This is a genomic window from Streptomyces sp. JNUCC 63 (assembly GCF_054366325.1).
In genome coordinates this window covers 2,605,423-2,619,283 of the sequence record NZ_CM135963.1, presented here as the reverse complement: position 1 = coordinate 2,619,283, position 13,861 = coordinate 2,605,423, and the positions used below count along the sequence as shown (strand labels likewise).

The window sequence follows — 13,861 nt, the reverse complement described above, 5'->3', positions numbered from 1 at the left end:
GAAGGGTGGACCCGGGCCTGACCCCCGGGAGTCGCAGGCCCTTGCCTGATCACACGTGTCCGTCTGCGGGGACGCTCGTGGATCTTGTTGGTTCGAGAGCGAACTTTACGTCAACTTGACGGAGAAGGGGGCCCCGGAAGGGTGACGAGGATCCGGCAGCCACGCTCGGATTCGGCCACACCGATCCGGCCACCGTGCAGATCCACCGCCCAGCGGGCGATCGCCAGGCCGAGTCCGGTGCCGCCGTCGCTGCCCGGGCCGTGCGGCCGGCTCACCGCACCCCGGTTGAAACGCTCGAAGACGCGGTGCCACTCCGACCGCGGGATGCCCGGCCCCTCGTCGAGGACCTCGATCTCCAGTGACTCCGGCTGCGGGCCGCGCCGCGCCTTCACCGTCACGCGCCCGTGCGGCGGGCTGTGCTTGACCGCGTTGTCGATCAGGTTGGCGACGACCTGGTGGATGCGCTCGGGGTCCGCGTGGGCGGTCAGCGCCGACGGGTGGACGTCCAGGTGCAGATGCACGTCCGTACGGGTGTGGCTGCCGGAGCCGGAGGCGATGCCCGCGCGGGCCGAGGCGACCATGTTGGCCTCCTTCAGTACGCCCGACAGATAGGGCCACACCTCGAACCGGCGCCTCTTCAGCGGGACCACGCCGTTGTCCAGGCGGGACAGGTCCAGCAGCGTCTCCACCAGCCGGCCCAGCCGCTCGGTCTGCTTCAGGGCCGTACGCATGGTCTCGGGGTCGGCCTCGGTGACCCCGTCGACGATGTTCTCCAGCACCGCGCGCAGGCCCGCGATGGGTGTGCGCAGCTCGTGCGAGACGTTCGCCACCAGCTCCTTGCGCTGGCGGTCCTGGGCCTCCAGGTCGTCGGCCATGCGGTTGATCGTCTGGGCCAGGTCGCCCAGCTCGTCCCGGCGGTTCTCGCGCACCCGGCGCGTGTAGTCGCCGTGCGAGATGGAGCGGGCCACCTTGTTCATCTCGTCCAGCGGCGCGGTGAGCGAGTGCGCCACGAACTGCGTGATGAGGAGTGTGGCGATCATCGAGAAGACCGTGATGAAGCGCAGCTCCGTCGCCGTGCGCACGGCGACCATCAGCAGACCCGTGGTGATCAGTACCGAGATGACGACCAGCGCGCCCAGCTTGGTCTTGATCGAGAACGGGCGTACGCCACCCCGGGGCTCCTCCGGATCCCTCCGTGCGGCCGGCCCGTCGCTCATGGGGTCGGCGTCTCCAGCGCGTAGCCCACGCCGTGCACCGTGCGGATCCGCTCGGCGCCGATCTTCCGGCGCAGCGCCTTGATGTGACTGTCCACGGTCCGGGTGCCGGAGGCGTCCGCCCAGTCCCACACCTCCGCCAGCAGCTGCTCGCGCGAGAGCACCGCGCGCGGGGTGTTCGCCAGGCACACCAGGAGGTCGAACTCCGTCGGCGTGAGGTGGACGTCCTCGCTGCGCACCCGCACCCGGCGCTGGGCGTGGTCGATCTCCAGTTCGCCCAGGCGCAGGATGCCGCTGCGCGGCGTCGCCGCGGCGAGCGCGGCCCGCTCCATGCGGCGCAGCAGCACGTGCACGCGTGCGGCCAGCTCGCGCATCGAGAACGGCTTGGTCATGTAGTCGTCGGCGCCGACCCCGAGACCGACCAGCATGTCGGTCTCGTCGTCCCGCGCGGTGAGCATCAGCACCGGCACCGGGCGCTGGGCCTGCACCCGGCGGCAGACCTCCAGGCCGTCGAAGCCGGGCAGCATGATGTCGAGGATCAGCAGGTCGGGCTGCCAGGCCTCGGCGGTGTCGACGGCCGCCGGACCGTCGCCCGCGGTCTGCACGAGGAATCCCTCGGCGCGCAGGCGGGTGGCGATGGCGTCCTGGATGGTCTGGTCGTCCTCGACCACCAGCACCCGGCGCTGAGCGCCCGGAGTGGCCGTCGTGCCGTTGTGCGCGGTGTGTGTCTGCTCCATCGCCCGCCCCTGAGTGTGCTTTCCGGAATCCGTGCGGTGATCCGTTGACTGCGCGTAGTTGCGATTGACGCTTGAATGATCGGCGTCAGGTCAGCACCCTACGGGGAGTCACCGCGGCTTTGCTATCCAGGTCGGACCCCGAGGTGCACGACGTCGGGAACGCCCCGGGCAACGGGGATCTCTTCGGTGCGCACCTGCCGGAACCCGACATTCCGCAAGGTTCCTTCAAATTCCGGAGACGGCTTCGCCGACCACACCGCGAGCACCCCGCCCGGCGTCAACACCCTTGCGCAGCTTGCCAGTCCGGCCGGTCGGTACAGCTCCTCGTTGCCCTCGGTGACCGTCCAGTCGGGGCCGTTGTCGATGTCGAGGCACAGCGTGTCGAACGTGGCGGATGTCTCATTGACGTACGCGACCAGATCGGCTTCGACGATCTCGGTGCGCGGGTCGGCGAGCGCCTGGGCGGTCAGCTCGGCGAGGGGGCCGTCGCGGTGCCAGTCGACGATCGCGGGCTCCCGCTCGACGACGGTGATCCGTCCCCAGCGGGGGTTCGCGGCGGCGTGTACGAGGGAGAAACCGACGCCCAGGCCGCCGATCAGCACGCTCGGCTCGCGCCGGGCGTCCAGCGCGGTGAGCGCCGCGTCGACGAGGAGGCGCTCGGAGCGGCCGTCGGAGGTGTCCATCAGGAAGCAGCCGTTGGCGATGATCTGCAGCAGCGCGCCGTGCCGTCGCAGCACGACCTCGCCGTAGGGACCCTCGCGGCGGTCCAGCACCACGGGAGTGTCGTACCAGGCGGTCATGAGGCCATCCTGCCCCAACGCGCCGGTACGGCCACGTGAATTACGGGTGACACACGCGCGCGTGTGCTGTGCGGGCCGCCGCGCGCGGACCCCCGGCGCGACCCAATAGGTTGCTGCGCATCGCCTCGCGCGTGGCGTCGGTCATGGACAGTGGCGCCCGGGACGCGAAGTGCGGGGCGCGACGGAAGGAGCGCCGCACCGTGGAACGGACCGCGACGGCCTGCGGCCCGGCCTCGTCGCCGGCCGGGCCCTGGAGGCTGCTGCCCAGCCCCACCGGCACCCCGTTCACCTTCGGGTACACCGCCGTACTGGCCCTCACCTCGCTCGTCGCGCGGTACGCCGATCCCTCGGTGGTGGACTCCCTCCACCGGAGCTCCAGCACGGACGTCGCCCACCTGATGCGGGCGCCCCTGCTGGTGCTGCCTGCCAGCGCGCTGTGGATCGCGGGCGGGGTCGTGTCGGTGTACTCGCTGTGCTTCCTGCTGGTGCTCACCGCGCTGGAACGCCGGATAGGCGGTCTGCGCACGGCGGGCGTCTTCCTGTTCGGCCATGTGCTGGCCACCCTCGCCACGGAGATCCCCGTCGGGCTCGCCGTCCTGGCCGGCCGTCTGCCCGAGAGCGCCCTGCACCGCCTCGACTACGGAATCAGCTTCGGCGTGGCCGCCGGCGTCGGTGCCCTGTCCGGACTGCTCACGCCGTGGCTGCGGTGGCCGATGCTCGCCGTGTTCGTCGGACTGCTCCTGGAGGACCTGGCCGCGTTCACCGACCCGATGACAAGCTGCGGCCATCTCGTCGCGGTGGCCCTCGGAGCGGGCACCTGGCCGGTGGTGCGGCGCTGGAACCGGGCCCGCCGTGCGCAGGGCGCCTGACGAGCTTGTTCGCACCCGGGGCTGCGCTGTGGGGGTGGGTACGCTTGCCCGCGCTCGCGGGGTGCCTCCCCCGAGCTCTTCGAGCAGGGGGACCCCAGCCCACCCTCCCCCGAGCTCTTCGAGCAGGGGGACCCCAGCCCACCCTCCCCCGAGCTCTTCGAGCAGGGGCCCCCAGCCCACCCTCCCCCGAGCTCTTCGAGCAGGGGGACCCCAGCCCGCCCTCCCCCAAGCTCTCGGCTTCGCTCGAGCAGGGGGACCCCCATCGCTCTAGGGGTCCCCCAGGCGTTCAGCACCGGGGGAGGCACGACCGCCCGCAGCTACGTAGGCGCGACTGCCCGCGGCTACACAGCGTGGCCTGCGTGATCGCTCAGAGCGAACGTGAGGTGGGGAACAATCGGTGCCCCCCGTGCATTGAGTCGGCAGAGCTCAACTTGACTGCTGAAGGGGAGATCATGGCTGCTGAGTCCACCGCGTTCACACCGCTCACCCTGCCCGTGCTGCCGCTCGATGACGAGGTCGTGCTGCCCGGGATGGTGGTCCCGCTGGATCTGAGCGACTCCGAGGTGCGGGCCGCGGTGGAGGCCGCGCAGGCTGCCGCGCGGGACGAGCCGGGCAAGCCCAGAGTGCTGCTGGTGCCGCGCATCGAGGGGACGTACGCCAGGACCGGCGTCCTGGGCACGGTCGAGCAGGTCGGCCGGCTGGCCGACGGCGACCCGGGCGCGCTCATCCGCGGCCGCGGCCGCGTGCGGATCGGTGCCGGGACCACCGGGCCGGGTGCCGCGCTGTGGGTCGAGGGGACGCGGATCGACGGAAGCGTGCCCGACCCTTCCCCAAGTTCTCAACTCCGTTCGAACGGGGGAGGCCCCTACCCCGGCCAGGTGACGGAACTGGTCAAGGAGTACAAGGCCCTCGCCACCGCCTGGCTGCGCAAGCGCGGCGCCTGGCAGGTCGTGGACCGCGTCCAGGCCATCGACGACGTTTCCGCACTCGCCGACAACTCCGGCTACTCGCCGTTCCTGACCACCGAGCAGAAGCTCGAACTGCTGGAGACCGAGGACCCGGTGGCCCGCCTCAAGCTCGCCACCCGGCAGCTGCGCGACCACCTCGCCGAGCAGGACGTCGCCGAGTCCATCGCCAAGGACGTCCAGGAGGGCGTCGACAAGCAGCAGCGCGAGTTCCTGCTGCGCCGCCAGCTGGAAGCCGTCCGCAAGGAGCTGCGCGAGCTGAACGGCGAGAAGGAGGGCGAGGAGTCCGACGACTACCGTGCCCGCGTCGAGGCAGCCGACCTGCCCGAGAAGGTCCGCGAGGCCGCGCTCAAGGAGGTCGACAAGCTGGAGCGCGCCTCCGACGCCTCGCCCGAGGGCTCCTGGATCCGCACCTGGCTCGACACGATCCTCGACATGCCGTGGAACGAGCGAACCGATGACAGCGCTTCCGCCTACGACATCCAGGGCGCCAAGGCGGTGCTCGACGCCGAGCACTCCGGCCTTCAGGACGTGAAGGAACGCATCACCGAGTACCTGGCCGTGCGCAAGCGCCGCAGCGACCGCGGCCTGGGCGTGATCGGCGGCCGGCGCGGTGGTGCCGTCCTCGCGCTCGTCGGGCCGCCCGGCGTCGGCAAGACGAGTCTCGGCGAGTCCGTCGCCCACGCCATGGGCCGCAAGTTCGTCCGCGTCGCCCTCGGCGGCGTCCGCGACGAGGCCGAGATCCGCGGCCACCGCCGTACGTACGTCGGCGCGCTGCCCGGCCGGATCGTGCGCGCGATCAAGGAGGCCGGGTCCATGAACCCGGTGGTCCTGCTGGACGAGATCGACAAGGTGGGCTCCGACTTCCGCGGCGACCCGGCCGCGGCCCTGCTCGAAGTCCTCGACCCGGCCCAGAACCACACCTTCCGGGACCACTACCTGGAGGTCGAGCTGGACCTGTCGGACGTCGTCTTCCTCGCCACCGCCAACGTCCTGGAGGCAATCCCGGAGGCCCTCGCCGACCGTATGGAGATGGTGCGCCTGGACGGCTACACCGAGGACGAGAAGGTCGTCATCGCCCGTGACCACCTGCTCCCGCGCCAGCTGGAGCGGGCCGGCCTGCGCGCGGACGAGGTCACGATCGAGGAGGGCGCGCTGCGCAAGCTGGCCGGCGAGTACACGCGCGAGGCGGGCGTGCGCACCCTGGAGCGGTCCGTCGCCCGGCTGCTGCGCAAGGTCGCGGCCCAGCACGAACTGGGCGAGCGGGAGCTGCCGTTCACCGTCACCGACGCGGACCTCCGCGCCCTGATCGGCCGTCCGCACCACGTGCCCGAGTCGGCCCAGGACCCGGCCGAGCGCCGTACGTCCGTCCCGGGCGTGGCGACGGGCCTCGCGGTCACCGGAGCCGGCGGCGACGTCCTCTTCGTCGAGGCGTCCCTCGCCGACCCCGAGACGGGCGCGGCCGGCCTGACCCTGACCGGTCAGCTGGGCGACGTGATGAAGGAGTCCGCGCAGATCGCGCTGAGCTTCCTGCGCAGCCACGGCGCCGAGCTGGAGCTGCCCGTGGGCGACCTGAAGGACCGGGGCGTGCACATCCACTTCCCGGCCGGCGCGGTCCCCAAGGACGGCCCGAGCGCGGGCATCACGATGACCACGGCCCTCGCGTCCCTGCTCTCCGGTCGTCTGGTCCGCACGGGCGTGGCGATGACCGGCGAGGTGTCGCTGACCGGTCGGGTCCTGCCCATCGGCGGCGTGAAGCAGAAACTGCTCGCCGCCCACCGTGCCGGGGTGACCACCGTCATCATCCCCAAGCGCAACGAACCCGACCTGGACGACGTCCCGGCCGAGGTGCTGGACAAGCTCGACGTCCACGCCGTCACCGACGTCCGCCAGGTCCTGGAGCTGGCCCTCGCGCCGGCCGCGAACGGTGCGGAGCCGGAGGTTCCGGTCGCGGCGTGACGGACGCGATCGGATGAGAAGGCCCGGGTCCCGTGAGGGAGGCCCGGGCCTTCACCATGCGTGCCTGCGTACGGATCAGCCGTTGGCCAGCGCCTGCACACGGTCCAGCGCGCCGTTGAACTTGTCGTGGTCACCGACCGTCGGCCCCGACGACGTGTACTGCCACATGGTGTAGTAGCCCCAGCCCGCCGGCAGCGTCCCCGGGTCCGAGGCGTACCGGGCGATCCACAGCGGGTTGTTGACGGCGAAGCCGCCGTAGTTGCCGGTGCACTGGGTCCACCAGCTGGTGGCCGTGTAGATCACGGCGTCCCGGCCCGTGCGGGCCTTGTAGGTGTTCAGGAAGTCGGCGATCCAGCTGACCATCCCGCTCGCCGACTTGCCGTAGCAGGCGGCGCCGTAGGGGTTCCACTCGATGTCGAGGACGCCCGGCAGGGTCTTGCCGTCGCGGGACCAGCCGCCGCCGTGGTCGACGAAGTAGTTGGCCTGGGCGGCGCCGCTGGTGGTGTCCGGGGTCGCGAAGTGGTACGCGCCGCGGATCATGCCGATGTTGTACGAGCCGTTGTACTGCTGGGCGAAGTAGGGGTTCGTGTAGTACGTCCCCTCGGTGGCCTTGGTGTAGGCCCACTTGACGCCGCTGTTCCACAGGGTGGACCAGGCGACGTTGCCCTGGTGGCCGCTGACGTCGACGCCCTCGGTCTGGGTGACGGCGGCGAGCGACGGCGTGCCGCCGCCCCGGCCGTCGTGCGCCAGGACGCCCACCCCCATGTACGCCGAGCCGCGGGCGGGCGCGGTGGCGGCCGAGGAGGGGAGGGTGAACAGCAGGGAGAACGCGGCGAGCAGGATTCCCGCGGCGGTGAGCCGCCGTACGCGGGCCGTTCCGGATCTGTGCACGGGCATGACGTGCCTCCGAAAGTTCGGTGGTGCTCGGTGGGGGGAAACGCGGGCATGCCCCGGTCCCGCTGGGGAGAGCGGGTCACCGCCGGATCGCGGACGCAGCCGCAGGTCACAGCGATGGCGTGAACATGCCAGTAATTGCCTGGTCAAGAAGCTACGCACGTAGACCCCGACTGGGAAGGGGGTCCGGAGCCTGCCGTTGGTCTACGCCTGCGAAATACTGACGGAGCTGCGGCGATGGACCGGACTGGCGGAAACTTTCAGCAACGGGAAACTTCAGGCAGGGGCTGACGTGCACGAAGACGCAAACCGCGGCGGACGTGAAGTCGCGTCCGGCGCGTCACCGAGTGGTGTGGACCGGGAATTCCTGTCCCTGGAGCGGGAACTGACGGTGCTGCTGCGGCGCGCGAGGGCCAATCAGGGCGAGATGGCCCGCGAGGTCCATCCCGACCTGGAGTCCGCCGCGTACGGACTGCTGGTCCGGCTGGAGGAGTGCGGCGGCCGGCGCGCCACGGACCTCGCCGCGTACATCGGCGTCGGCAAGGCCACCATGTCCCGCCAGCTGCGTGCCCTGGAGGAACTCGGCCTCGTCGCCCGCGAGCCGGACCCCGCGGACGGGCGGGCCTGGCTGGTGGCCCTCACCGACGACGGCCGCCGCCGCGTCGGCCGGGTCCGCGAGGCCCGCCGCGCCCGCTACGTCAGCCAGCTCGCCCACTGGGACCGCCGCGAGGTGGCCGAACTGGCCCGGCTGCTGCACGAGTTGAACGGAGTCATGGAGAAGTAGCCGCCCCCGACCGGCCTCACGGCTCCACGAACACCACCGTCGCGTCGTCGTGCGTCTTGCTGCGCCGCAGATACGTCCGCTCCTCCTTGTCGGCCGTCTCCAGGGCCCGTACCCGCTCCACCAGCGCCCGCGCCCCCTCCTTCCGTACGAGATCGACACACCGCGCCCAGTCGCCCTCGCGGAACTTCTCCACCCAGCGCGCCGCCCCGTCCGTCAGCGCGGCCAGCGCGCGGACCTCGTGGCGCGGCACGCTTCCTGTCACGGCCCGCTCCGCCACCGAGGGATCCGCCGCCGCGGTGAAGAAGCCGCCCTCCTTGTTGCGGACGACGGCGTCGATGAGCGCGTCGGTGGCGAGCGAGGCCCGGGGGAGGCGGGCCAGTCGGTCGTCCAGGACCGGGGTGACCGAGCCGTCGGCGGACTCCAGCAGGAGCACCGAGTCGGACAGCACCAGGTAGTCGACCGTCTCCGCCGACCAGCGGGCCAGAACGACGGTCGCCTGAGGAGTGCGCGGGTGAGAAAGGTCACAGGTCGCGGCGTGCGGTTCGGCGGTACGCAGAACCGCACGCGAAAGAATCTCCGGCAGCGTCAGATCTGGGCAGGAAACGGTCAGTTCGGTCAGCGCGCCGCCGAGCCGGGCGGTGAACCACGGGACCGAATGCGAACATCCCGTCCCGGTCCTCGGTGGCGTCACTCCGTCCAGGACGACAAGGCAACCACCCTGTCCAGACGCGGGTAGTCCGACACTCGCGAAGTCCTCGTTGGGGCAGTCGCGACGGCCGGGCTCCGAAACAACCTCAGTGCGCATCCAGCCAGTCTGCACGAGGCCTTCACAAGGTTTGCGAAAGGGTGGCGACCAGCCGGGAAATGACGCAGCGACGCAGGTCAGGCGCCTGTTTTGGGTGGGAATGGATCGCTCCGGGAAGGTGTGGTGGCGAATCCTGCCAAAGCCTGCCGCAGACGTCCAACCGGCCCGCCGCGCACAGCCGCGGCACACGCCGGAGGAACTTGCCCGCCAACTTCCTTCCGGGGTTCACTCCTTCGGGTGGCCGGTCGGATGATGCGGGACCACTGCCCACCGGCACTGGGAGGGTCGGGAACCGATGCGGGTACCCCTGCCCGAGGCTCGAGCGGAGCCGAGAGCGCGGGGGAGGGTGTACGCACCTGTCCGCGCCGGCTGACGGGGGCACCACCCGGGCCCATGAGTACACGAGTACAGGAATGCGAGCACCGGTGCAGAAGACGCGGCTTCGGCGCACAGGCAAGCAGGCGGCCTTGGCAGGAGACCCGGAGCAGACGCCCGGAACCCCCGGCGCGCCCGCCGCCGCCCCCGTCGGCAAGGGCCGTCCCACCCACGTGCGCAACCGCCTGATCGCCGCCGTCGCCGTCGTGGCCGCCGCCGTGGCGGGTGCCGGCGCCCCCTCGGTGATCGCCGCCTCCGGACAGCTGAGCGGCTCCCAGGACCTGGTGACGCTCGCCGGGCAGACCCAGAGCGCGCTCACCCTCGCCCACTCGCTCGCCGACGAGCGCGACGAGGTCACCTCCTACCTCGCCGCCGGCCGTCCCAAGGCCAAGGCGCCCTCCGAGCAGCGCAGCACCCGCGTGGACCGCCAGGTCGACGAGCTGCGCGCCGACCCCGACACGCCCGCCTGGCTGCGCAAGGACCTCGACGGCATCGCCGCCGTGCGCCGCGCCGCGCTGACCGGGCAGAGCACCGCCCTGCAGGCCCACCAGGCGTACTCCACCGCCATCACCGAACTGCACAAGCTCGCCGAACAGCTGGCCGAGCGGATGCCGGCCCGGGCCGGCTCCGGAGCGCACGCGCTCGCCGAGCTCGACACGGCCGTCCAGCAGGCCGCCGCCGCCCGCGGACTGCTGCTCGCGGCCCTGAACGTGCCGTACTCCACGCAGACCGTCATCAGCCCGGTCACCGGCCTGCCCACGCAGACCGCCACCTCCTCCGAGGCCGACACCAAGCAGCGCGACGCCCTCAGCACCGTCGCCCAGCAGGCCCGGCTGCGCTCGGACGCGGCCCTCGCCGCGTTCCGCGACACCGCGCCCCAGGCCCTCCGGGCGTCGTACGACTCCACCGTGACCGGGCCCGAGGTCGACTCCGCCGAGAAGTACCTCGCCTTCCTCACCGACCAGGCGACGCTCTCCGACAGCGAGCTGAACACCAGTGTCAAAAGGGCCGACGCCGCGCTCAGCGCCCGCGTCGACCTGATGCGCGGCGCGGAGTCCTCCCTCTACGACCACCGCACCAAGGACCTGGCGAAGCTCCGCGACGACGACGTCACCTCGCTGGAGATCCGCATCGCCCTGCTCTGCGGGCTGCTGCTGGTCACCATCGGCATCGCCACCGCGCTCGCCCGCACGCTGACCCGCCCCCTCGCGGTGCTGCGCCTGGGCTCGGCCCGCCTGGCCGGCGCGGCCGACCCGAGCGCCGAGGAACCCGTCAAGTTCACCGGCCGCAACGACGAGTTCGCGCAGGTCGTCCGCTCCGTCAACGCCCTGCACGCGCAGGCCGCCGCCCTCGCCGAGCGGGTCGCCACCCTGGAGGCCGACCGCAAGCACCTGGTCGGCCAGCGCGAGAAGATGGCCGACACCCGCGAGGAGCTGCGCGCCGAACTCGCCGACTCCGCTGCCCAGCTGGAGCGGCTGCGCACGAGCATCGGCGGCACCTTCGTCAACCTGGCGCTGCGCACGCTCGGCCTGGTCGAGCGGCAGCTCACCCTCATCGAGGGCCTGGAGGACAGCGAGCAGGACCCGGACCGCCTGTCCACGCTGTTCAAGCTCGACCACTTCGCCACGATCATGCGCCGGCACAGCGAGAACCTCCTCGTGCTGGCCGGCACCGAGCACGTCCAGCACAGTGCCGGCCCGGTCCCGCTGGTCGACATCGTCCGCGCCGCGGTCAGCGAGATCGAACGCTACGAGCGTGTCCGCATCGCCGCGCTGCCGCCGCACGCCCACGTGGTCGGCTTCGCCGCGGACGACCTGTCCCACCTGCTGGCCGAACTCCTGGAGAACGCCACGTCGTTCTCCCCGCCCGACCAGCCCGTCGAGGTCTCCGGCTGGCTCCTGGAGAGCGGCGAGGTCATGCTCTCCGTCCAGGACGAGGGCATCGGCATGGCCGCCGACCGGATGACCCGCCTCAACGCCCGCCTCGCCGACTTCGACCCGGAGGCCTCCTACGACCAGGAGGCCGAGGACGGCCTGGGCCTCGGCCTCTACGTCGTCGCCCGCCTCGCCCACCGCCACGGCGTGCGCGTCCAGCTGCGCGAACAGAAGCAGGGCGGCACCGCGACGGTCGTGGTCGTCCCCCAGTCCCTCCTGGCACCCGCCCCCACCTCCGCCGCCCCCGCCTCCGTCCCGGCCCCCGGCGACACCTCCACGATCTCCCTCCCGGGCGCCGACGCCGAGGTCAACTCCAACGCCCTGCCCGCCCGCACCAAGGACCCCGACCCGTTGGTGACCCTGGCGGAGAAGGCGATAGGCGCCGCGGAGCGGCCGGTACCCGAGTCCCCGGCCGAAACAACGATGGAACTCCTGCTCCCGTCCCCGGCGGGGGAACCGAACCCGGCGCATGCGGGGCCGGCGGCCGAAGCCGCCCCGACGCAGGCGCGACCCGCACCCGCCGACGGCGAGCAGCCCCCGCAGGGGCCACCCGCACCCGGCCACGAAACCCGCACGGGTGGTGCGGACGGGAACGACCCGGCCGAAGGCGAAGCCGAGGCCGCGGAACCCACCCCGCCCCCGCAGGAACCCGCCGAGACGGAACACCACCGAACCCCCGACGAGACCCAAGAAGCAGAAGAACACGTCACCGCCAAGGGCCTCCCCAAACGCACACCGAAGATCACCACCCCCACCGCAACACCCCGCCAGCGCAGCACCTCCGTCGACGCCGAGGCGCTACGCCGCCGCCTCGGCGGCTTCCACCGGGGAGCAAAGGCGGGCTACCGCGACGTGGAGGCGGAAATCGTAGACCGGACAACGGGGGGCACAGTCGAGGAGGCAAGCAGTTGACCGCGCCCAGCACCTTCGGACTGAGCAGTGAGGCCCGCAACCTGCACTGGCTGCTGACCAACCTCGTGGAGGAGGTCCCCGGCATCCAGTCCGTCGCCGTGGTCTCCTCCGACGGCCTCCTGCTCCTCTCTTCAGACCCGGGCCGCAACGAGCAGGCCCGTCAGACCCGCGGAGCGCCCCGCACAGGCCCCCGCGGCTCCGCCGCCGACCTCGCCACCATCGTCTCCGGCATCGGCAGCCTCACCATCGGCGCCGCCAAGCTGATGGACTCCGGTGCCGTCAAGCACACCATGGTCGCGATGGACGAGGGCAGCCTGTTCGTCATGTCGATCAGCGACGGCTCGCTGCTCGGCGTCCACGGCTCCGCGGAGTGCGACATGAGCGTCGTGGCGTACCACATGGCGCTCTTCGTCGGCCGCGCCGGACACGTCCTGACGCCGGAGCTGCGCAACGAGCTGCGCAAGTCCCTGCAGTCCGAGGCGGCCGGGAGCCCTCAAGGAGCAGCCCGATGAGCAGTACGCCGAGGAAACTTCCCGTCCGCGGCGCCGACCGCAAACCCGCCCGGGTCCGCCCCTACTCGCTCACCGGCGGCCGCACCCGCTTCGGTCACGTCCTCCTCGTGGAGACGTTCGTGGCCGCGCTGGAGGCCCCCCAGGAGCGCAGGGAACTGGCGAACGGCTCCCTCACCACCCGGGGCATGCCGGAGATGCGGGCCATCGTCGAACTGTGCCGCCGCATGCGTACGGTGGCCGAGATCGCCGCGCTGCTGAAGATGCCGCTCGGTGTGGTCCGCGTGCTCCTGAGCGACCTCGCGGACCAGGGAAAGATCCGTGTGTACGGAACCGGAACCGGCCATGACACGGGCCGGCCGGACCGCGCTCTGCTGGAAAGGGTGCTGAGTGGACTCCGCCGTCTCTGACTCCGCCGTCACCGACGCCACCGGCGTCGTCCCGCTCGTCGACGAGCCCGACGAGGAGTTGAAGTCCTGGCAGACGGACCGTACCCGCGCCCCGATCGCCACCAAGATCGTGGTGGCCGGCGGCTTCGGCGTGGGCAAGACCACGCTGGTCGGCGCCGTCTCGGAGATCACGCCGCTGCAGACCGAGGCGCTGATGACCGAGGCGAGCGAGGAGACCGACGACCTCACCGCCACGCCGGGCAAGGTGACCACCACGGTCGCCATGGACTACGGCCGCATCACGCTCGACGACGACCTGGTGCTCTACCTGTTCGGCACGCCGGGCCAGCAACGGTTCTGGTTCATGTGGGACGACCTGGTGCGCGGCGCCATCGGCGCCGTGGTCATGGCCGACACCCGCCGCCTCAAGGACTGCTTCCCGGCGCTGGACTACTTCGAGAGCTGCGGACTGCCGTACATCGTCGCGGTCAACCACTTCGACGACACGGAGCTGTTCGACCCGGAGGACGTGCGGGAAGCACTGACGATCCCCGCACACATACCTGTCATGATCATGGACGCTCGGCGGCGGATCTCGTCCATCGAGGTCCTGCTGGCCCTCGTGGCCCACGCACTCGAGGAGACCCCCGAGTAGAACCCGCAGAACCCGCAGAACCCGCCCCGAGCAGTCAGTCAGCGAGTAGCCCAGAAGTCG

General features: G+C 71.6%; 12 protein-coding genes. 7 read left to right on the top strand and 5 right to left on the bottom strand.

The features are described 5' to 3' along the window. Nucleotides 1-110 precede the first annotated feature (110 nt). The 3 genes from ACX25U_RS11735 to ACX25U_RS11725 form a co-directional block, all read right to left on the bottom strand. Nucleotides 111-1,217 (bottom strand): HAMP domain-containing sensor histidine kinase, encoded by a 1,107-nt coding sequence (locus ACX25U_RS11735; protein WP_454391281.1) that lies wholly within the window; start codon nucleotides 1,215-1,217, stop codon nucleotides 111-113. Continuing rightward, nucleotides 1,214-1,951: a response regulator transcription factor gene (locus ACX25U_RS11730; RefSeq protein ID WP_454391280.1), complete on the bottom strand. Its 738-nt coding sequence runs from the start codon at nucleotides 1,949-1,951 to the stop codon at nucleotides 1,214-1,216. The genes ACX25U_RS11735 and ACX25U_RS11730 overlap by 4 nt, the downstream gene beginning before the upstream one ends. Nucleotides 1,952-2,073: 122 nt before the next feature. Beyond that, nucleotides 2,074-2,751 carry a spermine/spermidine synthase domain-containing protein gene (locus tag ACX25U_RS11725; protein ID WP_454391278.1) on the bottom strand — a complete coding sequence of 226 codons (678 nt, stop codon included), beginning with the start codon at nucleotides 2,749-2,751 and terminating at the stop codon, nucleotides 2,074-2,076. Between the two features lie 200 nt (nucleotides 2,752-2,951). Here ACX25U_RS11725 and ACX25U_RS11720 point away from each other — a divergent pair, with 200 nt between their 5' ends. Both ACX25U_RS11720 and lon read left to right on the top strand, forming a co-directional pair. Further along, nucleotides 2,952-3,620 carry a rhomboid-like protein gene (locus ACX25U_RS11720; protein ID WP_454391276.1) on the top strand — a complete coding sequence of 223 codons (669 nt, stop codon included), beginning with the start codon at nucleotides 2,952-2,954 and terminating at the stop codon, nucleotides 3,618-3,620. A 452-nt stretch (nucleotides 3,621-4,072) separates the two neighbouring features. Then, a complete protein-coding gene (lon, locus tag ACX25U_RS11715; protein WP_454391274.1) occupies nucleotides 4,073-6,544 on the top strand; it encodes an endopeptidase La in 2,472 nt (823 codons plus the stop codon). Between the two features lie 75 nt (nucleotides 6,545-6,619). Here the strand turns inward: lon and ACX25U_RS11710 are convergent, their stop codons facing one another. After that, nucleotides 6,620-7,441 carry a lysozyme gene (locus tag ACX25U_RS11710; RefSeq protein WP_454391273.1) on the bottom strand — a complete coding sequence of 274 codons (822 nt, stop codon included), beginning with the start codon at nucleotides 7,439-7,441 and terminating at the stop codon, nucleotides 6,620-6,622. Between the two features lie 289 nt (nucleotides 7,442-7,730). On the opposite strand from ACX25U_RS11710, the gene ACX25U_RS11705 reads away from it, so the two are divergent. Next, nucleotides 7,731-8,222: a MarR family winged helix-turn-helix transcriptional regulator gene (locus tag ACX25U_RS11705; protein ID WP_454391271.1), complete on the top strand. Its 492-nt coding sequence runs from the start codon at nucleotides 7,731-7,733 to the stop codon at nucleotides 8,220-8,222. A 16-nt stretch (nucleotides 8,223-8,238) separates the two neighbouring features. Here the strand turns inward: ACX25U_RS11705 and ACX25U_RS11700 are convergent, their stop codons facing one another. Then, a complete protein-coding gene (locus tag ACX25U_RS11700; RefSeq protein ID WP_454391269.1) occupies nucleotides 8,239-9,027 on the bottom strand; it encodes a protein phosphatase 2C domain-containing protein in 789 nt (262 codons plus the stop codon). A 413-nt stretch (nucleotides 9,028-9,440) separates the two neighbouring features. Between ACX25U_RS11700 and ACX25U_RS11695 the strand changes: the two genes are divergently transcribed. From ACX25U_RS11695 to ACX25U_RS11680, 4 genes are read left to right on the top strand one after another with little or no spacing between them, the layout of a single operon-like run. Continuing rightward, nucleotides 9,441-12,248, top strand: a complete 2,808-nt coding sequence (locus tag ACX25U_RS11695; RefSeq protein WP_454391267.1) for a sensor histidine kinase — start codon at nucleotides 9,441-9,443, stop codon at nucleotides 12,246-12,248. After that, nucleotides 12,245-12,760: a roadblock/LC7 domain-containing protein gene (locus tag ACX25U_RS11690; protein WP_454391265.1), complete on the top strand. Its 516-nt coding sequence runs from the start codon at nucleotides 12,245-12,247 to the stop codon at nucleotides 12,758-12,760. Before ACX25U_RS11695 ends, ACX25U_RS11690 begins: the two co-directional genes overlap by 4 nt. Further along, complete coding sequence (locus ACX25U_RS11685) at nucleotides 12,757-13,167, top strand: DUF742 domain-containing protein (protein WP_454391263.1); 411 nt, start codon at nucleotides 12,757-12,759, stop codon at nucleotides 13,165-13,167. The genes ACX25U_RS11690 and ACX25U_RS11685 overlap by 4 nt, the downstream gene beginning before the upstream one ends. Then, complete coding sequence (locus ACX25U_RS11680; RefSeq protein WP_454391261.1) at nucleotides 13,148-13,801, top strand: GTP-binding protein; 654 nt, start codon at nucleotides 13,148-13,150, stop codon at nucleotides 13,799-13,801. The genes ACX25U_RS11685 and ACX25U_RS11680 overlap by 20 nt, the downstream gene beginning before the upstream one ends. Nucleotides 13,802-13,861 lie beyond the last annotated feature (60 nt).

Excerpts from the sequence above, each read along its gene's own strand:
- ACX25U_RS11735 (WP_454391281.1), bottom strand. The coding sequence starts at position 1,217 with ATGAGCGACGGGCCGGCCGCACGGAGGGATCCGGAGGAGCCCCGGGGT.
- ACX25U_RS11730 (WP_454391280.1), bottom strand. The coding sequence starts at position 1,951 with ATGGAGCAGACACACACCGCGCACAACGGCACGACGGCCACTCCGGGC.
- ACX25U_RS11725 (WP_454391278.1), bottom strand. The coding sequence starts at position 2,751 with ATGACCGCCTGGTACGACACTCCCGTGGTGCTGGACCGCCGCGAGGGT.
- lon (WP_454391274.1), top strand. The coding sequence starts at position 4,073 with ATGGCTGCTGAGTCCACCGCGTTCACACCGCTCACCCTGCCCGTGCTG.
- ACX25U_RS11710 (WP_454391273.1), bottom strand. The coding sequence starts at position 7,441 with ATGCCCGTGCACAGATCCGGAACGGCCCGCGTACGGCGGCTCACCGCC.
- ACX25U_RS11700 (WP_454391269.1), bottom strand. The coding sequence starts at position 9,027 with ATGCGCACTGAGGTTGTTTCGGAGCCCGGCCGTCGCGACTGCCCCAAC.
- ACX25U_RS11695 (WP_454391267.1), top strand. The coding sequence starts at position 9,441 with ATGCGAGCACCGGTGCAGAAGACGCGGCTTCGGCGCACAGGCAAGCAG.
- ACX25U_RS11685 (WP_454391263.1), top strand. The coding sequence starts at position 12,757 with ATGAGCAGTACGCCGAGGAAACTTCCCGTCCGCGGCGCCGACCGCAAA.